Source organism: Chromobacterium fluminis (genome assembly GCF_011602385.1).
Taxonomy (GTDB): Bacteria; Pseudomonadota; Gammaproteobacteria; order Burkholderiales; family Chromobacteriaceae; genus Chromobacterium; species Chromobacterium fluminis.
This window is the reverse complement of sequence record NZ_JAAOMA010000002.1, coordinates 207166-225383: the sequence shown is the minus strand read 5'-3', so window position 1 is coordinate 225383 and position 18218 is coordinate 207166. Positions and strand designations below refer to the sequence as shown.

Below are 18218 nucleotides of genomic sequence, written 5' to 3'. Positions count from 1 at the left end.
AAAACAATCAAGTTGTTGATTTTATTGATTTTTTTAGAGATATCAAACGCTACGCAAGCCAAGTTGCAACTCGCTTTAGCTGAAAATATTTTCCACCCACCGCTGTGGATCACTTGACAATCATGTTTTTTACCGCACCCCAGAACGACGTCATCAGCGTCTCCTCCCTCAACCGCATGGCGCGCGATCTGCTGGAAAGCGGACTGCCGCCGATGTGGATAGGCGGCGAGATTTCCAACCTCACCCTGGCCGCGTCCGGACACGCTTATTTTTCCTTGAAAGACGGCGGCGCCCAAGTGCGCTGCGTGATGTTCCGCGGCAAAGTGTCGCAACTGCCCTTCCGCCCTGCGGAAGGCATGCAGGTGGAGCTCAAGGGCACCGTCACCCTGTACGAGGCCCGCGGCGATTTCCAGATCAACGTCGACCAGATGCGCTCCGCCGGCCTGGGCCGTTTGTACGAAGCCTTTGAAAAGCTCAAAGCCAAGCTGCAGGCGGAGGGCTTGTTCAACCCCGCGAGCAAGCGCCCGCTGCCGCCGCACCCCTCCGCCGTCGGCATCGTCACCTCGCCCGCCGCCGCCGCCTTGCGCGACGTGGTCAGCACCCTGCGCCGCCGCATGCCCTCCATCCCAGTCATTCTCTACCCGGCTCAGGTGCAGGGCGAAGGCTCGGCCCAACAAGTGGCCGACGCCATCCGACGCGCCGGCGAACGCCGCGAGGTGGACGTGCTCATCGTCTGCCGCGGCGGCGGCAGCATCGAGGACTTATGGTCGTTCAACGAGGAAATCGTCGCCCGCGCGGTGGCCGCCAGCCCCATTCCCACCGTCAGCGGCGTCGGCCACGAAACCGACTTCACCATCTGCGACTTCGTCGCCGACAAACGCGCGCCCACGCCCACCGCCGCCGCGGAATTGGTGTCCCCCAGCCGCGAGCACCTGAACGCTCAGCTCGAAACCGCCAAGCGCGGCCTGGAGCGCGCGCTCGGCCGCCTGCTGACCGACAAATCCCAGCAGCTGGACTATCTGGCGCGCAGGCTGGCCCACCCCGGCGAAAAGCTGCAACGCCAGCGCGAAGCGCTGCAGCGCCAGCAAGAGCGGCTGCAACGCCGGCTGGGCAGCCTGTTCGAACAACGGCGTTGGGCGCTGCAACTGGCGGACAGCAAGCTGCAGCGCCGTCGGCCGGACTTGGCCCAAACAGCGCAAACGCTGGACCGGCTGCAAACCCGCCTGCAACGCGCGCGCCGGGATCTGCTCAACCGGCAAACCCAGAAGCTGGACACCCTGGCCGCCACTCTGTTGGCGCTCAACCCTGAAGCGGTGCTGGCCCGCGGCTACGCCATCGTGCAAAAACAGGACGGCACCGCGGTCAAATCTCCGGAAGAGCTGCGCAACCACGAACGCGTCAGCCTGCTGCTGGCCGAAGGGAGCACCGAGGCGGTGATCGATCATCCGCAAGGCGCGCAGCCCAGCTTGTTCTGACGCCGCCGGCGCCCGCGCAGGCAGGCGCCGGCGGAAACCCGCACGCCCAGTTTCCCGCTTCCGATCAGAAATATCCAAGAGGACGCTCAGCCAGCGCCAGCATGGCGTCCTCCCACAGCTCCGGCGCGCATAGCACCATCCCCAGCGCATCGCCGCGCGCTTGCAAAGCCTCAGGCAAGACTCGGAAGCCAAAGCGTCGGTAAAACTCGCGATGGATATCGGCGTACAGCAAAAACACCTCCGCCAAGCATTGTTCTCGGTAGGCGCTCAACACTTCCTTCAAAAATAGGCTGGCAAAGCCCTGACCACGCCTGGCAGGCGCCGTGGCGATCGAACCGATGCCAACTGCCTCCCGTTCCGCCAGCGACGGCAAGCGATAGGCAATCGCCGAACACAGCAAGCCTCCATCCGTATCCGCCAACACATGCCAGCTGCCGCGTCGATACTTATGCGAATCCCGGCAGATTCGCAGATACTCGGCCTCGGAGCAGCCCTCGCCCCAAACATCCCGCCCCATCAGATAAACGGCATCCATCTCCTCCGCAACCGCCGCCCGCAAAAGCAGACCATTGCCATGCCGGACCGGCAACGTCGGCGCCGGGCTTAAATCTTCAAGCGCCATCCTCTCCCCCGATCAACACTGCGCCGGACATGACCAAAGTCTCGCAGGCCCAAGCAATTTATGCGCTTGGACTCAAGCTATGCTAGCATCCGGCCCCTAGCGCGGCCCGCGCCCGCAACCATCCCCCTCCAGCCACCGCCAGGGAAGCTTCATGTCGCCAGTACACAAATGGGAAATCACCATCGCCGCCGGCGGCTACTATCCCGATTTCGCTCATAATTTCTTCGGCAACGACATCGACCTGGGCTACGAGAACGACCACATCGGCATGCAGTTCTACGCCTATTCGCGCCACATCGACGAACTAGAAGACCCCGAGCACGTTTCCCAACGCCTCTACAGCCTGCAGCTGCTGCTCAACGGTGCCTTGCGCGCCGCCGCCGGCAGCGTAAGCAGCATGCCCGTCCAGTTCCTGGGCTTCAGCGCTTATGAGAACGGCTGCAGCTATCCCATCAGCGCCCATCGGATAGAAGAAGAGCCGTTCAGCCGCAATCCCAGGATCGACCAGATTCACACCCGTTACGAGAATCCGCGCCAACGCTACCCGTCCTACCTGCTCTATCTGGCCAAGCACGATGTCTGCCTGCGCGATCTGCGGTTCCTGCTGGGCTTGATTTCCACCAACACCACGCTGGAAAAAGTGCTGGCCTGGAGTACGCTGAACAAGATACTGGACAGCGTCAAACACTACGCCAAAGAGATCGACGTCGGCATCGACGCCTTCGCGGATCCGGAACAGCTCAGCCTGTTCACCGCCGCCTGCAATAACACCAGCATTCTGGGCATCTACGCCCGCCACGGCGCGTCGGAAAACCCGCCGCCCAAGCGCGCGCTCACCGACATCGACGACGCCAGCGCGCTGATCGCGGGCATGACCGCCCGCTTCTGCCGCAGCTACATCACAGCCAAATATTCCTGAAAAACGGTTGCCGCTCTCGCGACCATGATATTGGGGTTTGCACGGCGACCGGCCAGGCCCGAGCCTAGCGGCGCCTTCGAACACATTCTGACTGCCTACGCCGCGGCGCGGTAAGCCTGCGGGCCGCCTATGATCCGGCAGCCCGCGGCCGGCCTTACTTGACTTGCAGCAGGTCCGCCAGATGCACGTCCACGCCGCCGGCCGCGCCCACCGCGTTGACGTGGTCGAAATAGTCGTACCAGCCGCTGGCGCGGATGCCGGCCAGCATCGCCTCACAGGCCTCCCGGTTGGGCAAGCTCCAAACGCCCAGGAAGCGATAGGGCGTCGCCTGATCGGCGTCGGCCGAGATCTGGCTCAAGGTCAGCAGTTGAATGCCCAGGCCGGGCAGCGCCTCGATATTGCTTTTCACCTGATCCAGGAAGTCGGTGCGGTGCAAAAAACTCAAAGACAGCCAAGCCGGTTTCGGGCTGTACAATTCCACCAGATAGTGCGCCATAGAAAATCTCCGTGAGTGTGAACGGCCTAATAACCTGTTTACGATCTGCTGCGCGTCGTGGAGCCTTACACGGTGAGCACACCTTCGAAATGCTCATGTACCACGTGTACATTCCGCTTTCTCAGCTGTTTTCGCCTTGCCTCGCCTTAGCTCGCGAGATCGTAAACACATTCTGAGCCGCGGCCTGCTGATTAAGCCGCGCGCCGCTTCGCCTGTCATTGCATCTTATTGCCAGCTGAAAAACTTTGATGTTATAAAAAGCATCCGCACGCTCCCATTGAAATTTCGGTGAGCTGCGCACAGCCACCGCGGCTACCGCCGCGCCAGCCAATTCCCCCAACAAGAGCATTCCGCGCGCCCCTCCCTGCCTGGCAGCAGCCGGGCGCCAGCGGCATTGACACCGCAGGACAAAGATTCATCATGCAGTGTAGACACGCCCTATTACTGTCGCTGGCCGCCTTGAGCGCGAGCCTGGCGGCGGCGCCCCTGCCTTCTTACGACTTCGCCTTGAAAGACCCGTGGGACGCTCGCGCCAAGCCGTCAATGAAGCAGACGGATAAAAAGAACAAGCCGCTCAAGTTTAAAAGCGCGGTGCAGTTGAAGAACCTGGACGCCGGGCCGGATTTTTCGGTCAAAGCGGATCTGAGCACGCCCAGCTTGCGGGAACGAATGCAAAGAGAGCGGATGCAGCATTGCATCGGCGTCAACCCGCCGCCGGGCTGCCCCAGTGCAGGCTTCAACCCGCTGCCGCGTTGCTTCGGCCAGAGCAATTGCGAACAACACGCGCCCCCGCCGGCTCACCCGCTCAGCGGCCCCACCCGGCAGCAGCCCGGCGATTACTCGCTGCGCGGCAGCTGGCTGCCGCGTTGAGACGCAAAAAACCCGCTCCTTGCGAGCGGGTTTTTCATTGCGGCCGAAATCCGGCAAACGTCAGCGGGCGTTTTGCGCCAGCCGCGCCACTTCCTCGGCGCTGCGCTTGTTGTAGCCCAACAGATAGTAGACCACTACCAGGAAGGCCAGCCAACCCGGGCCAATAATCAAGGCGATGCGAGTGTCCGGGAAGTAAGCCATCAAGCCCACCACCAGAATCAAAAACCCCATGGCGATGTAAGAGCCATACGGCCATAACGGCATCTTGTAGGCCAGCGCCGCCAACTGCTCGCGGCTCAGTGTGCGGCGGAAGCGCAGCTGGGCCAGCAGAATGATCACCCAGGTCCAGATCGCGCCGAAGGTGGAGATCGCGGTCAGCCAGGTGAATACTTCCTTGGGCGCCAGGTAGTTGAGCAGCACGCCCGCCAATAGCGCGAACACCGACATCAGCAAAGCGAACACCGGCACGCCTTGACGCGACACTTTAGCGAAGATGGGCAGCGCCTGCTGTTGCTGGGCCAGGTTGTACAACATGCGGCCGGTGCTGAAAATCCCGCTATTGCACGAGGACAGCGCGGCGGTGAGCACCACGAAGTTGATGATGCCGGCGGCGGCGGGGATGCCCAGCTGCTCGAAGGTGAGCACGAAGGGGCTGCCGCGGGTGCCCAGCTCATTCCACGGGTAAATCGCCAGAATGACGAACAGCGCGCCGATGTAGAAGATCAGAATACGCCAGAACACCGAATCCACCGCGCGAGCCAGCGCTTTCTTCGGATTCTTGGCTTCGCCGGCGGTCAGGCCCAGCATTTCCACGCCCAAATAAGCGAACATCACCATTTGCAGCGACATCAGCACGCCGCTGAAGCCATTGGGCATGAAGCCGCCGTGACTCCACAGATTGGAGATGCCGGTGGCCACCCCGCCGTGGCCCAGGCCGAACACGATCATGCCCAGGCCGCCGATGATCATCAGCACAATGGTGACGATCTTGATCAACGCGAACCAGAACTCGAATTCGCCATAGGCCTTGACCGCGATGAAGTTGACGCCGCCCATGGCCAGCAGCGCGGCCAGCGCCCAATACCAGGCTGGAATGTCCGGGAACCAGATGCCCATGTAGACGCCGACGGCGGTGATTTCCGCCATGCAAGTCACCAGCCACAGGAACCAGTAGTTCCAGCCGGTCAGGTAGCCGGCCAAGGGGCCGAGGTAATCCAGCGCGTAACGGCTGAACGATCCGGCCACCGGATTATGAATGGCCATTTCACCCAGCGCGCGCATGATCAGGAAGATGGCGAAGCCGCCTAGGGCGTAAGCCAGCATGATGGCGGGGCCGGCCATTTTGATGGCGGTGGCCGATCCCAGAAACAGGCCGACGCCGATGGTGGCGCCCAGGGCCATGAGGTTGATATGCCGCTCTTCCAGTCCCCTGTGCAGGGAGTCCTGAGCAGGTTGCATAGTTGCTCCTTTAACTGTCTTTGTATTGCGTAAGGGTTGTAGCCTTGGCGCTTAGAACGTGTTTACGATCTCGCGAGCTAAGGCGAGACAAGGCGTTGCGGCGGAGAAAGCGGAATGTACGAGTGGTACATGAGCATTTCGAAGCCGTACTCACCGTGCGGCGCCTCACGACGCGCAGCAGAGCGTAAACAGGTTCTAAGGGCAGCGCCGCCGCCGATGCTATGGCTTGGGATTGTCGTTGTGGCCCATAACACATGGGGCAGGAGATTACCTCAAGACCTTTGTCATGTCATGTTTCAGAATATAGATACGCGCAAAAAGCATAAATGCGGCGCTTAATGCCGACGCCTCCGTATCCGCGCCGGCCGTCACCGGCGCGGCGCCCCTCCGCCGGGCTTGATCGTCGGCATCCAACAGTCCGGCCAAAGCCGACAGGTGCTATCAATAAAGCGTTGAATCGCTTTATCGAGCCGGGAGCATGCACCTATGCGGCACAACAGCATCAGCCTGAAGCTTAACCTGGCCTTCATGCTCATCATGTCCGCCCTGCTGGCGGCGTTCGGCGCGCTGGACTACTGGCGCACCCAACAGGAGCTGCGCCAGGCGCTGGACAGCGAAATCGCCGCGATCGGCGCGCGGCTGGCGTCAAATCTGGCCGGGCCGATGTGGAATTTCGACAGCGCCCAAGGTTTGCGGGTGCTGGAGGCGGAGATGGGAAAACGCGCGCTTCGCGGCGTTTTCGTCCACGACGCCAACGGCGCGCCGTTCGCCGGCTACCGCCGCGAGGCCGACGGCTCGCTGCTGCGCGGCGAAAGGCAGGCCCCGGACGCGGACATGACCCGCGAACGCGTCGTGGTCTTTCACGACGGCGCGACCGCGCGCACCGTCGGCAAACTGAGCCTGCAAGTATCTACGGAAGAAATCCGCGAGAAGCTGCACGCGGTGCTGTGGCGGGTGTCCGCGGAAATCCTGTTGCTGGATCTGGTCACCGTCATGGTTCTGTCACTGCTGTTGCGCCGCCTGCTGCACCAGCCCATCCGCGAAGTGAGCCAAGCCCTGCACGCCATCGCCGACGGAGATCTGACCGCGCCGCCGCGATACGCCAGCCAGGACGAGCTGGGCGATCTGGCCGAATCCACGCGCCGGCTGGTGGCCAAGCTAGCCGGCATTCTGGCGCATATCGACGCCTTCTCCTCGGACCTGGCCAACGCCGCGCGGCAGATCAGCCAGGCGGTGGACACGCTGAGCCAGCAAGCATCTGAGCAAGCCAACAACATCGACAAGAACAGCGCCAGCCTGGAGCAGATTTCCGCCTTCGTGTGGAAGAACCGGGACGATGCCCGCACCACGGACCAGATGGCCAACGACAGCAGCAGGCACGCGGCGGCCGGCGGCCAAGCGGTGGACGAAACCATCGCCGCGATGTGGGACATCGCCAACAAAGTGCTGATCATCGACGATATCGCCTATCAAACCAATTTGCTGGCGCTGAACGCGGCGATAGAGGCGGCGCGCGCCGGCGAACACGGCCGCGGCTTCGCGGTGGTGGCCGGCGAGGTGCGCAAGCTGGCGGCGCGCAGCCAGCAGGCGGCCAAGGAAATCAGCCAGCTGACGCAAAGCAGCGTGCGCCGCGCCGAACACGCGGGCGAACTGTTCAATCAGATGTTGCCGACGATACAGAGCACCGCCAGCTTCGTGCAGGAAATCAATCAGTCCTCCAACCAGCAAGCGCAGCGGGTGGAACAGATCAATCAGGGCGTCAGCGAAATCAGCCGTTCCATGCAGGCCAACGCCGCGGCGTCGGAACAACTGACAGCTACCGCGCGCGGCATGAGCGAGCAGGCGGTGGAGCTGGCGCAGACCATAAGCTATTTCAAATACTGAGCCGGCCGTCACGCCAAGAAAAAGCCGCCGGGCTGACGCGCGGCGGCTTGACTGACAGCGGCGGGACTCACACCGCCTTGAGCTTGCCTTTGGCCGGGCGCCCCTCGGGCTTGGCTTCTGCGCCCGCTTCGCGCTCCCAGCTTTCCTTGTAAGCGCGGCCGTAATAGCTGTCCAACAGCAGCTGCTTCAGTTCGCTGATCAGCGGATAGCGCGGGTTGGCGCCGGTGCACTGGTCATCGAAAGCGGCCTCCGCCAACAAGTCCACCTTGGCCAGGAAATCCGCCTCGGCCACGCCGGCGGCCTGGATGGACGCCGGAATGTCCAGCGTGCGCTTGAGCGCGTCCACCCATTCGATCAGCTTCTCCACCCGCTCGTGGTCGCGGCTGGCTTCCAGGCCCAGATGGCGGGCGATTTCAGCGTAGCGCGCCACGCTCTTGGGCCGGTCGTACTGGCTGAAGGCGGTCTGCTTGGTCGGCACGTCGGCGGCGTTGTAGCGGATCACATTGCTGATCAAGAGCGCATTGGCCAGGCCGTGGGCCAGGCCGAACTCGGCGCCTATCTTGTGCGCCATCGAATGGCAAACGCCGAGAAAAGCGTTGGCAAAAGCGATGCCGGCGATAGTGGCGGCGTTGTGCACCTGCTCGCGCGCCTTGGGATCGCCCGCGCCGTTGCGATAGGCGGACGGCAGATAGTCCTTAAGCATCTTCAAGGCCTGCAAGGCCTGGGGGTCAGAGTACTCGTTGGCCATCACCGAAGCGTAGGCTTCCAGCGCATGAGTCACCGCGTCGATGCCGCCGAAGGCGGTCAGCGACTTGGGCATGTTCATCACCAAGTTGGCGTCGACGATAGCCATGTTCGGCGTCAGCTCATAGTCGGCGATCGGGTATTTGACCCCGGTGTTCTCATCGGTGACCACGGCGAACGGCGTCACTTCCGAACCGGTGCCGGAGGTGGTGGGCACCGCCACCAACTCCGCTTTGCGCCCCAATTTAGGGAACTGGTAAATCCGTTTGCGGATGTCCATGAAGCGCAGCGCCAAGTCTTCGAAATGCACTTCCGGATGCTCATACATCACCCACATGATCTTGGCCGCGTCCATCGGCGATCCGCCGCCCAAGGCCATGATCACGTCCGGCTTGAAGGCATGGGCCAGGTCCGCGCCCTTGCGCACCACCGCCAGCGTCGGGTCAGCCGGCACCTCGAAGAACACCTCCACCTCCAAACCCATTTTCTTCAGCAGGCGGATAGGCTCGTCGACGAAGCCGTTGTCGAACAGATACTGGCCCGTGACGATCAGGCAGCGGCGTTTTCCGGACAGGTCTTCCAGCGCCACCGGCAAGCAGCCGCGGCGGAAGTAAATGGACTTGGGCAGCTTATGCCACAACATGTTCTCGGCCCTCTTGGCCACGGTTTTCTTGTTGATCAGGTGTTTGGGGCCTACGTTCTCCGAGATCGAGTTGCCGCCCCAGGAGCCGCAGCCCAGGGTCAGCGACGGCACCAGGCTGAAGTTGTAGAGGTCGCCGATGCCGCCTTGCGACGACGGCGTATTGATCAGGATGCGCGCGGTTTTCATCTTGTCGCCAAAGTAGCGGATGCGCTCGCCTTGCAAGTCCTGATCGGTGTACAGCGCCGAGGTGTGGCCGATCCCGCCCATCGCCACCAGCGCAGCGGCCTTGTCGCAAGCGTCGATGAAGTCGCTGGCGCGGTACATCGCCAGCGTCGGCGACAGTTTTTCATGGGCGAAGGCTTCGGCGGCGGATACGTCGCTGACTTCGCCGATCAGCACCTTGGTGGCCGGCGGCGCCTCGATGCCGGCCATCGCGGCGATCTTGGCCGCGCTCTGGCCGACGATGGCGGCGTTGAGGCCGCCGTCCTGCAGAATCACTTTGCGCACCGCCTCCGCTTCCCGTTTGGACAGGATATAGCCGCCGTGCTTGGCGAAGCGCTCGCGCACGGCCTCGTAGATTTCGTCGACGATGATGACGGACTGCTCCGACGCGCACACCACGCCGTTGTCGAAGGTCTTGGACATCAGGATGGAGGCGACGGCGCGCTTGATGTCGGCGGTCTCGTCTATCACCGCCGGCGTATTGCCGGCGCCCACGCCGATGGCGGGCTTGCCTGAGGAGTACGCGGCGCGCACCATGCCCGGCCCGCCGGTGGCCAGAATCAAGTTGAGGTCAGGGTGGTGCATCAGTTGATTGGACAAGGCCACCGAAGGCTCGTCTATCCAACCTATGATGTCCGGCGGCGCGCCGGCCGCCACCGCCGCCTGCAACACCAACCGCGCCGCTTCGCAAGTGGAGCGCTTGGCGCGCGGGTGCGGCGAGAAAATGATGCCGTTGCGCGTCTTCAGCGAAATCAGCGCCTTGAAGATGGCGGTGGAGGTGGGGTTGGTGGTGGGCACGATGCCGCAGATCAGGCCTATCGGCTCGGCGATGGTGATGGTGCCGAAGGTGTCGTCCTCGGCCAGCACGCCGCAGGTTTTATCGTCCTTGTACTTGTTGTAGATGTATTCGGAGGCGAAGTGGTTTTTGATCACCTTGTCTTCCAGCACGCCCATGCCGGTTTCCGCCACCGCCATCTTGGCCAGCGGTATCCGCGCGTCCGCGGCGGCCAGCGCCGCGGAGCGGAAGATGTGATCCACCTGCTCCTGACTGAAGCCGGCAAACGCGGCCTGTGCTTTTTTCACCCGCGCCACCAGCGCGTCCAGTTCCAGTTCATTGCTAACGGTCATTTCAAGTCTCCCAAACAGTTAAACCTGTCGCGGCGAGAGAATGACTAATTGGTGGCATTTAATTTCATTTATGAAAATTAAATCTAGACAATATTATTGTCCATTCACCGCTCATTCTCATCGCTTCAAAACTTTTTTGTAGCAAGCGCATTACATCGATACGCTCTCAACACGGAAAAACCCTGTCGCTCGCAAACGAGAAACCGTAGCGGCGGCATCGATAAGCCCATGCTAAGCGAAAAAACGATATTCGTTTTTGCGCATTGCCAAACAAATACGGATTAAGCGGAGAAAAAATGTCTCAACCGGAATCATGAAGGAAAATCAGCGCGCGCCGGCTGTAATGACGGCGCTACCGCGCCGGCGTCGCGCAAATAAAATGGCCGCCTGAAGGCGGCCATGGTGTCGAAGCGAAAAAACGGCGCGCCGCTATTTCATAAAGCTGTATTTAAAGAACTGGCCGGCGCGGGTCATTTCGCGGATCTTGGCCGGATCTGTCTCGCCGTTCAGATTGGTGATCACCAGCTTGCCGTAGCCTTGCTTCAGATCGTTGCGGAAATCGTAGAACGCGCCAAGCACCGCCAGCTTGCCCCCCTCCACCTCGCCGGCGAAGGTCATGATCGCGGTTTCCACCTGGTTGTTGACGTTCAGCAGCGCGCCGTTGGTGGGGTCTATGCCCTTGGGGATATCGATGGTGGCCAGCTCTTTGCGTATCGCCGGCTCCAGCCCGCCGTAGTCGCCGGAGGCGGCCTTGATCGCGCCGCAGGCGGCATGGCCGATGATGATTAGCAAGGGAGTGTGCAAATGCCGCACCCCGTATTCGACCGAACCCTCGGCGGTGGCCAATTGATTGCCGATGTCGCGCACCATGAACAAATCGTTGACCGCATCGCCGTGGAAGGCGTTGGTTTGGACCCGGGAGTCCGAGCAGGTCACCACGGTGGCGCGCGGGCTCTGATGCTCGGCGAAGCGTTCGAAATAGGCTTTGTCGTGCGACTTCATATAGCGGGCGTTGGCTTCGACGATGGCGTCCACCACGCCGCGCACCTGCTGGGCCTCGGAGGCCGAATGCGCGTCGCCGTGCTCGGCCGGAACCACCTTGCGCTTGGGCTTGGCCGCGCGGCGCTTTTTCACCGGCGCGTGCACTTCCGGGCTGGGCTCGCTCAAATTCTTGGCCGCCGGCGGAGGCGCCATCTTCACCGCCGGCTCCATTTTCTCCGGCGGCTTGGATTCGGCCTGTTTGGCTTCAGCGGGCTTGGCCTCTGCCGGCTTGGCTTCCGCGTGTTTCGCTTCGGGCTTGGCCTCCGCCTTGGCGGCCGGCTTGGCTTCGGTCTTGTGTTCCGCCGCCGGCGCTGCCGGCTTGGCCGGTTCCGCCTTATGGGCGTCGGGCGCCGCGGGCTTCAACTTCAGCGGCAACTTGATCACCGTCTTGGGCTGAGACCCTTCGGCCGGCGCCGCCTCTTCCGCCCAAGCCTGGGTCGTCAACAACAGCAGACAAAGCGCCAGTTGGCGCTTGCGTCCAAGCATCCCCATTTACAGCTCCTTATTGTCATCTTGGCGGTCATTATATTTATGCAATATCGGCCATGTTTGATAAAACTGAAAGACGATATTAATTGACCTGCAATTAACACAAAATTATGACAATAAGTTAAACCAGTGAGGCGCCGCATGCAAATAGCGCCAACGACTCAGCTGCTTTGTATCCAGTACTCGACAATGCGGCCATCCGCCACTCGATAGCAGGCGCTGCCGATCTGACGCAGCGGTGCTCCGCTGCCGGCCAGATTTCGCCCCATCTGAGTCCAGCGCGCGTACGCCTTGTCTCCGTCCACCAGTAATTCATCCACCCTCAGCTCAAAGGCGCCATAGTCGCGCAGGAACTCGCGCACGTGCGCCGCGTAATCCGCCGGGCTGCGCTCCAGCGTATACGGCGACTCCGCCACCAATTGATGCGCCAATACCTTGGGCGACAGATAATCGCCGGCCGCGTCCGGATTGCGTCCGGAACGCACCTCGTTCAAAAACCCCGTCACTACCGCTCTGGTATCCTGCATTTTCGTTTCTCCTCGATTCAACATCACTGTCAATGAAACACCCGTCGGTTCCGCGCGCAATCCACCGGATTGGCGCACGGCCGCCCCCCGCTTGACGCCTCGCACCTCACACGCTCCAGCGCCTCGGTTTCGTCGCGAAGCGCGCGCTGCGCGTGGGCCCGCATCCCTTGCCACCACAAGCGGCCCAGCCGCCCCCAAAACCGACTCCACGCCCCCTTGGTTCCCAATGCCATGATGCGCTCCAATTGTTCTGCTATTGATCACGCAAGCATGCTAATCTACATGCCTATACAATAAAATCCGTGAAATACCCACACACTGTTCTGAAATGAAAACAAACCACCCTCCCTCTCCGGATGCTCTGCTGGCCTTCGACGCGCTGGCCCGCCACGGCAGCTTCACCGCGGCGGCCGACGCGCTAGGCTGCGCCAAAAGCCGCGTCAGCCAATTGGTCAAGCAACTGGAGCTGGAGCTGGGCGCGGTGCTGGTACTGCGCAATACCCGGCGTGTGGCGCTGACCGAGGCCGGCCAGCGGCTGGCCGTGCACGCGCGCCAGCTGCGCGAGATGCTGGACCGGGTACGCGGCGACGTGGGCAATGTTCAGGATTGCGTGGAAGGCCCCCTGGTCATCAGCTCCGCGTCCGCCTTCGCCCAGTTCCTGCTGGTGCCCATCTTGTCCGAGCTCTCCAATCAATACCCGGGGCTGGAGATGCAGCTGCAAGTGGAGAACCGGCTGCAAGACCCGGTGGCGGAAGGGCTGGATTTTTGCGTGCGCACGCGCAATGTCTACGACGAGGGACTGGTGGCCAAACCGCTGGGCTTCATGCGCGAAACCGTCTACGCCTCGCCCGGCTACCTTGCGCAAGCGCCCAGGCTGGAACACCCGGAGGACTTGTGCCTGCACCGCGTGCTGTACGATTCCAGCAAGGCGCCCAACAAGACAGTGGAATGGGCGCTGGAGAAAGACGGCGTCTATGTGCGCATGCCGGTGCGGCCGGTGCTCAGCTGCAATCAGTATTCTCCGCTGGTTTCCGGCGCGGTGGCCGGCTGCGGCCTGGCGCTGCTGCCCCACTATGTGGCCAGCAGCTTTCTCGCCACCGGCCAGTTGCTGCCGGTGCTGCCGGGCTGGAGCCACGACTGCTGGCCTGCCTTTCTGGTTTACCCTTACCGCCACCCGCTGCCGCGCAAGAACGAGGTGTTCGTCCAACATGTGGTGCCGCGGCTGCGCGCCCTGCTGGCGGCGGAACCGCAAACGGCTTGATCCAGACCAAGACGCGCGGCGCCTCCTCTGGGCTATGCTGGCGCGCGACCCGGCGCTCGGCGAAAAGCGCGGGCAAACGATTGGAAAGGGATTTATGCAATACAGCGATATTCTCATCGTCGGCGGCGGCATGGTGGGCTCGGCACTGGCCGCCGCGCTATCCGGCCACGGCCTGAGCATTGCGGTGCTGGAGCAGACGCCGCCCGCCCCGTTCGACGCGGCCCAAGCGCCGGATCTGCGGGTTTCGGCGATCAGCCCCGCCTCGGCGCGCTTTCTGGCCGGCATCGGCGCTTGGGACGCGGTGCTGGCGATGCGCGCGGCCCCCTATCTGCGCATGCAGGTGTGGGAGGACGAAGAAGCCGACGGCACGCTGTTCACCGCCGAGGAGGCCGGCGAGGCCGCGCTCGGCCACATCGTGGAAAACCGGGTGGTGCAACTGGCCGCCACCCAGGCCCTGCGCCAATGCGCCGACGTCGACTATCTGGCCCCGGCCACCATCCGCCGCATCGTCTACCAGCCCTTCGCCTCCCGCGTGGAACTGGAAGACGGCCGTCAATTGAGCGCCCGCTTGCTGATCGCCGCCGACGGCGCGCGCTCGTCGGTGCGCGACGCCGCCGGCATCGGCGTCACCAGTTGGGACTATCCCATGCACGCGCTGGTGGCTTGCTGCGAGCAAGAGCAAACGCAGCAGGACATCACCTGGCAACGCTTCACCCCCACCGGCCCGCAAGCCTTTTTGCCGCTGACCGGCGAATACGGCTCGCTGGTCTGGTATCACCGTCCGCCGGACGTCCAGCGGCTGCTAGCGCTGGACGAGGCGGAGCTGGCCGCGGCCTTTCACGCCGCCTTTCCGCGCAAGCTGGGCAATATCCGCCGCATCGTGGCCAAGGGCAGCTTCGCGCTGACCCGCCGCCACGCGCAGCGCTACGTCAAGGACGGCGTGGCCCTGGTGGGCGACGCCGCCCACACCATCCACCCGCTGGCCGGCCAAGGCGTGAACCTGGGCTTCCAGGACGCGGCCAAACTGGCCGAAGTGATTCTGGAAGCCGCGGCCCAAGGCAGGGATTTCGCCGCCGTCGACACGCTGCAGCGCTATCAGCGCGCGCGAAAACCGGCCAACCTTGCGATGCAAACCGCGATGGACGCCTTCTGCTACGGCTTTGGCAACGATATCGCCCCGCTGCGGCTGGCGCGCAAGCTGGGGATGCGCCTGGCCAATCACGCCGGTCCGCTGAAGCGCGAAGCGATACGCTACGCGCTGGGGCTGAAAGGCGGCTGACGCCCGGCGGCGTCTCCTTGAGCGGCCGGCGTCATCGCCCCTTGGCGGCTATGCTGAAGCGTCTGGCCCTCATCAGCGCCGCCGTCGCGGCGGGTCGGCCATCGCTCAAGGAGGCCATTCCATGACACGTCTGACATTGCTGGCGGCGCTGCTTTACTCGCTCGGCGCCCTTTCCTCCCCCGCCTGGTCCTTCTCGCCTGCCCACGGGCCACTGCTCAGCCAGGCTGGCGGTGGCGGTGGCGGTGGCGGTGGACACGAGGGCGGCGGCGGAGGTTCCGGCGGCGGCGGACATGAGGGAGGCGGCGCCGGCGGTGGTTCCGGAGGCGGCGGCAACCATGACGGCGGTCATGCACCCGGCAACGCCAACGGCGGCCCGCAACACGGCGCGGCCCATGGGGAACCGCCGGGAGACCGCCGCGCGGCGCCGGGTGCCGACGATGCGGCCGCTCAGGGACAGGCTCCGGCCGGCAACAGCCAATAAACAAGCACAGGAAAGCAAACAGGCCGCATCCGAGGATGCGGCCTGTTTGCTGTCAGCGCGCCGTCATGCCTGATTTGGAACAGGCCCTCAAACCGCCTCCACATTGTTGTGGACTTCGCTGTCGCGCAAGACCACCTGCGCCCACACCGCGGCGTCCATATAGTACTGGTTGACCAGCTCGACATCGAAATCCAGCACCTTGGCCAATGCCTCGACCTGTTCAGTGTCGCCCTGCTCGCAAGCCAACGCCATCGCCAGGAAAGGCGCGAACATACCGCGGTGTTCCACCACCGCCTCGCGCACCGGCGAGGCCAGCTCCAACGGGTCCAGCACATCCGGGAAAGGCGTCCCCAGCAAAACGTCCAGCATGGAGAACATGCCGGTGAGGAATAGATGCTCGGCCTCCACCCGGTTGCCGCGGTAGCTGCCCATGCGCTCCAGCAAACGGGCGCGGATCAGCGATTTTTCCAGCAGCGACATCGCGGTGCCGTCATCCTTGCGCGCGGTGAACAACAGCATGGACAACCACTTGAACAAGGTTTCCCGGCCCAGCAACAGCAAGGTTTCCTCTATGGTCTGCACCTTGCGCGACAAGCCGTGCACCGGCGAATTCATGAAACGCAGCAATTTGAACAGCAACACCGAATCCAGCTTGAACTGGGTTTCGATCTCGGCGGCCTCGGCATTGGCGCGCAACATGCGCATGATTTGCAGCACCCGGGTCTGGCTGGCGTCCACCTTGCCGCCCTCCAGCGCGCGCACCGTGGCGATGAAAGGCCCGTGGAACAGGGCGAATCGATTATGCCCGGGCCCGCGCAGACAGACGTCCAAATCCTCCGCGGTGCCTACGTTTCGCGCCATCCAGCGCACGGTGGGGTAACGCTTGGGCAATTGATCCAGGATGGGTTCCAGCACCTTGGCCGACGGCGCGTCGAAGTCCAGAATCATGAAGTCCATGCGGCTGAACAGATCGTTATGCAGATGGGCCGGCAAGCTGCCCGGATCGTAGGCCGCCGGCTCCAGCGCGAAACGCATCGCTTTTTGCTTGAGCGCGTCCAGCTGCTTGATCATCTCCTCGGACACCGAGCCGGTCTGCGACGGCTCCAACACGAAGATCACGCTGCTGGCCGGCATATTCGACAGCATCGGTTCATCCAGGGTGTCGATGGAGATATGGACAAAAGCGCGGCGGAAGGCCAGCAAGCGGAAAATATCCATATTCTGCAGCGTGCTCAGCATCAGCCTGTCAAACTCCTGCTGCTTGCCGGCTGCGATATTGCGCTTGCCCTGGCGCACGAAGAAATCGTAAGCCACCACCCTTTGCAGCCTGTCCATCACCGGCTGATGCGAAACAAAGCCCAGGGTGGGCGGCAAATCCAGCGGCGGCGCGTTCTCCAACTGCCGGCTGGCCGGCGAGCCATGAGCCAGCTCGGTGAACGGCGCGGGCACAAGCGGTTCGTCGCTGGTGGAGTCCGAAGATTTCTTCAGACGGCCGGTCAGGCCGCTGATCAGATTTTTCAGCATGTTCCATCCTACCGGATATGCCGGCGTCGTCCCGGCTTACGGTTTACAGTCTAGCCGATTCGGCCGGCAATTCTGGGAGTATCTACCGAAACATCGCCGCATTGCGCGCGATGGCGCAAGGCGTGGTCGATCAACACCAGCGCCAGCATCGCCTCTGCGATGGGCGTGGCTCGGATGCCGACGCAAGGATCGTGGCGGCCGTGGGTTTCCATGGTCAGCGGCTGGCCTTGCTTGTCGATCGAGCGGCGCGGCTGGGCGATGGAGGACGTCGGCTTGATGGCGATGGACACCTCGATGTCCTGGCCGGTGGAAATGCCGCCGAGCACGCCGCCGGCGTGATTGCTGGCGAAGCCCTGCGGCGTCAGCTCGTCGCCGTGCTCGCTGCCGCGCTGGGTCACGCAGCCAAAGCCCGCGCCGATTTCCACGCCCTTGACCGCGTTGATGCTCATCATCGCGTGGGCGATGTCGGCGTCAAGACGGTCGAACACCGGCTCGCCCCAGCCCACCGGCACGTTCTCGGCCACCACCCGCAGCCGCGCGCCGATGGAGTCAAGGCTCTTGCGCACGCTGTCCATATAGCTTTCCAGCTGCGGCACCACCTCGGGATCGGCGGCGAAGAAGGGGTTGCCGGACACATGCTCCCAGCCCTTGAACGGGATGGCGATTTCGCCGATCTGGCTCATATGGCCGCGGATGACGATGCCGTAGCGCTGATGCAGCCATTTCTTGGCGATGGCGCCGGCGGCCACCCGCACCGCGGTTTCGCGAGCGGAGGAACGGCCGCCGCCGCGCGGATCGCGGATGCCGTACTTATGCCAATAGCAATAATCCGCATGGCCGGGACGGAAGGTGTCGGCGATATTGCCGTAGTCCTTGCTGCGCTGATCTGTATTGCGGATCAGCAGCGCGATCGGCGTGCCGGTGGTCTTGCCCTCGTACACGCCGGACAGGATTTCCACCGCGTCCGGCTCTCGGCGCTGGGTAACGTGGCGGCTGGTGCCGGGCTTGCGCCGGTCCAGTTCCGCCTGGATGTCGGCTTCGCTGATCTCCAGCCCAGGCGGGCAGCCGTCCACCACGCAGCCGATGGCCGGGCCGTGGCTTTCGCCGAAGGAAGTCACCGTGAACAACAACCCCATGGTATTGCCTGACATCTTC

15 protein-coding genes are annotated in these 18218 nt (G+C 63.1%); 7 read left to right on the top strand and 8 right to left on the bottom strand.

The window, feature by feature from the left end; genetic code table 11:
• Positions 1–122 precede the first annotated feature (122 nt).
• A complete protein-coding gene (xseA, locus tag HA052_RS02485) occupies positions 123–1475 on the top strand; it encodes an exodeoxyribonuclease VII large subunit (protein ID WP_166450632.1) in 1353 nt (450 codons plus the stop codon).
• Positions 1476–1539: 64 nt separating this feature from the next.
• Here xseA and HA052_RS02480 read toward each other — a convergent pair whose 3' ends face one another.
• A complete protein-coding gene (locus HA052_RS02480) occupies positions 1540–2097 on the bottom strand; it encodes a GNAT family N-acetyltransferase (RefSeq protein ID WP_439823231.1) in 558 nt (185 codons plus the stop codon).
• Positions 2098–2248: 151 nt separating this feature from the next.
• Between HA052_RS02480 and HA052_RS02475 the strand changes: the two genes are divergently transcribed.
• A complete protein-coding gene (locus HA052_RS02475; RefSeq protein WP_166450630.1) occupies positions 2249–3016 on the top strand; it encodes a hypothetical protein in 768 nt (255 codons plus the stop codon).
• A gap of 154 nt (positions 3017–3170) precedes the next feature.
• Here the strand turns inward: HA052_RS02475 and HA052_RS02470 are convergent, their stop codons facing one another.
• Positions 3171–3512: a DUF6616 family protein gene (locus HA052_RS02470; protein WP_166450629.1), complete on the bottom strand. Its 342-nt coding sequence runs from the start codon at positions 3510–3512 to the stop codon at positions 3171–3173.
• 420 nt (positions 3513–3932) lie between these two features.
• Between HA052_RS02470 and HA052_RS02465 the strand changes: the two genes are divergently transcribed.
• Positions 3933–4382, top strand: a complete 450-nt coding sequence (locus HA052_RS02465) for a hypothetical protein (RefSeq protein WP_166450628.1) — start codon at positions 3933–3935, stop codon at positions 4380–4382.
• A gap of 60 nt (positions 4383–4442) precedes the next feature.
• Here the strand turns inward: HA052_RS02465 and HA052_RS02460 are convergent, their stop codons facing one another.
• Positions 4443–5840, bottom strand: a complete 1398-nt coding sequence (locus tag HA052_RS02460) for an amino acid permease (protein ID WP_166450627.1) — start codon at positions 5838–5840, stop codon at positions 4443–4445.
• 486 nt (positions 5841–6326) lie between these two features.
• Between HA052_RS02460 and HA052_RS02455 the strand changes: the two genes are divergently transcribed.
• A complete protein-coding gene (locus HA052_RS02455; protein WP_166450626.1) occupies positions 6327–7724 on the top strand; it encodes a methyl-accepting chemotaxis protein in 1398 nt (465 codons plus the stop codon).
• A 67-nt stretch (positions 7725–7791) separates the two neighbouring features.
• Here the strand turns inward: HA052_RS02455 and adhE are convergent, their stop codons facing one another.
• The 3 genes from adhE to HA052_RS02440 all read right to left on the bottom strand — a co-directional run bounded on the left by adhE (position 7792) and on the right by HA052_RS02440 (position 12518).
• Positions 7792–10461 (bottom strand): bifunctional acetaldehyde-CoA/alcohol dehydrogenase, encoded by a 2670-nt coding sequence (adhE, locus tag HA052_RS02450; protein WP_166450625.1) that lies wholly within the window; start codon positions 10459–10461, stop codon positions 7792–7794.
• Between the two features lie 429 nt (positions 10462–10890).
• Positions 10891–11994 carry a carbonic anhydrase gene (locus HA052_RS02445; RefSeq protein ID WP_240937249.1) on the bottom strand — a complete coding sequence of 368 codons (1104 nt, stop codon included), beginning with the start codon at positions 11992–11994 and terminating at the stop codon, positions 10891–10893.
• A gap of 158 nt (positions 11995–12152) precedes the next feature.
• On the bottom strand, positions 12153–12518 hold the full coding sequence (locus HA052_RS02440; protein WP_081544350.1) for an ester cyclase: 366 nt from the start codon (positions 12516–12518) through the stop codon (positions 12153–12155).
• 328 nt (positions 12519–12846) lie between these two features.
• Between HA052_RS02440 and HA052_RS02435 the strand changes: the two genes are divergently transcribed.
• The 3 genes from HA052_RS02435 (at position 12847) to HA052_RS02425 (ending at position 15539) form a co-directional block, all read left to right on the top strand.
• Complete coding sequence (locus HA052_RS02435) at positions 12847–13779, top strand: LysR family transcriptional regulator (RefSeq protein WP_166450624.1); 933 nt, start codon at positions 12847–12849, stop codon at positions 13777–13779.
• Positions 13780–13873: 94 nt separating this feature from the next.
• Positions 13874–15058 carry an FAD-dependent monooxygenase gene (locus HA052_RS02430; protein ID WP_166450623.1) on the top strand — a complete coding sequence of 395 codons (1185 nt, stop codon included), beginning with the start codon at positions 13874–13876 and terminating at the stop codon, positions 15056–15058.
• Positions 15059–15179: 121 nt separating this feature from the next.
• Positions 15180–15539: a hypothetical protein gene (locus tag HA052_RS02425; RefSeq protein WP_166450521.1), complete on the top strand. Its 360-nt coding sequence runs from the start codon at positions 15180–15182 to the stop codon at positions 15537–15539.
• 87 nt (positions 15540–15626) lie between these two features.
• Here HA052_RS02425 and HA052_RS02420 read toward each other — a convergent pair whose 3' ends face one another.
• Both HA052_RS02420 and aroC read right to left on the bottom strand, forming a co-directional pair.
• Positions 15627–17063 carry an EAL and HDOD domain-containing protein gene (locus HA052_RS02420; protein WP_081544347.1) on the bottom strand — a complete coding sequence of 479 codons (1437 nt, stop codon included), beginning with the start codon at positions 17061–17063 and terminating at the stop codon, positions 15627–15629.
• Positions 17064–17113: 50 nt separating this feature from the next.
• Positions 17114–18214 (bottom strand): chorismate synthase, encoded by a 1101-nt coding sequence (gene aroC, locus HA052_RS02415; RefSeq protein ID WP_166450622.1) that lies wholly within the window; start codon positions 18212–18214, stop codon positions 17114–17116.
• Positions 18215–18218: the final 4 nt, after the last annotated feature.

Coding starts and splice junctions, on each gene's coding strand:
- HA052_RS02430 (WP_166450623.1), top strand. CDS start 13,874: ATGCAATACAGCGATATTCTCATCGTCGGCGGCGGCATGGTGGGCTCG.
- aroC (WP_166450622.1), bottom strand. CDS start 18,214: ATGTCAGGCAATACCATGGGGTTGTTGTTCACGGTGACTTCCTTCGGC.
- HA052_RS02465 (WP_166450628.1), top strand. CDS start 3,933: ATGCAGTGTAGACACGCCCTATTACTGTCGCTGGCCGCCTTGAGCGCG.
- HA052_RS02475 (WP_166450630.1), top strand. CDS start 2,249: ATGTCGCCAGTACACAAATGGGAAATCACCATCGCCGCCGGCGGCTAC.
- HA052_RS02455 (WP_166450626.1), top strand. CDS start 6,327: ATGCGGCACAACAGCATCAGCCTGAAGCTTAACCTGGCCTTCATGCTC.
- HA052_RS02435 (WP_166450624.1), top strand. CDS start 12,847: ATGAAAACAAACCACCCTCCCTCTCCGGATGCTCTGCTGGCCTTCGAC.
- HA052_RS02425 (WP_166450521.1), top strand. CDS start 15,180: ATGACACGTCTGACATTGCTGGCGGCGCTGCTTTACTCGCTCGGCGCC.
- HA052_RS02420 (WP_081544347.1), bottom strand. CDS start 17,063: ATGCTGAAAAATCTGATCAGCGGCCTGACCGGCCGTCTGAAGAAATCT.
- adhE (WP_166450625.1), bottom strand. CDS start 10,461: ATGACCGTTAGCAATGAACTGGAACTGGACGCGCTGGTGGCGCGGGTG.
- HA052_RS02460 (WP_166450627.1), bottom strand. CDS start 5,840: ATGCAACCTGCTCAGGACTCCCTGCACAGGGGACTGGAAGAGCGGCAT.
- HA052_RS02480 (WP_439823231.1), bottom strand. CDS start 2,097: ATGGCGCTTGAAGATTTAAGCCCGGCGCCGACGTTGCCGGTCCGGCAT.
- HA052_RS02470 (WP_166450629.1), bottom strand. CDS start 3,512: ATGGCGCACTATCTGGTGGAATTGTACAGCCCGAAACCGGCTTGGCTG.
- HA052_RS02440 (WP_081544350.1), bottom strand. CDS start 12,518: ATGCAGGATACCAGAGCGGTAGTGACGGGGTTTTTGAACGAGGTGCGT.
- xseA (WP_166450632.1), top strand. CDS start 123: ATGTTTTTTACCGCACCCCAGAACGACGTCATCAGCGTCTCCTCCCTC.
- HA052_RS02445 (WP_240937249.1), bottom strand. CDS start 11,994: ATGGGGATGCTTGGACGCAAGCGCCAACTGGCGCTTTGTCTGCTGTTG.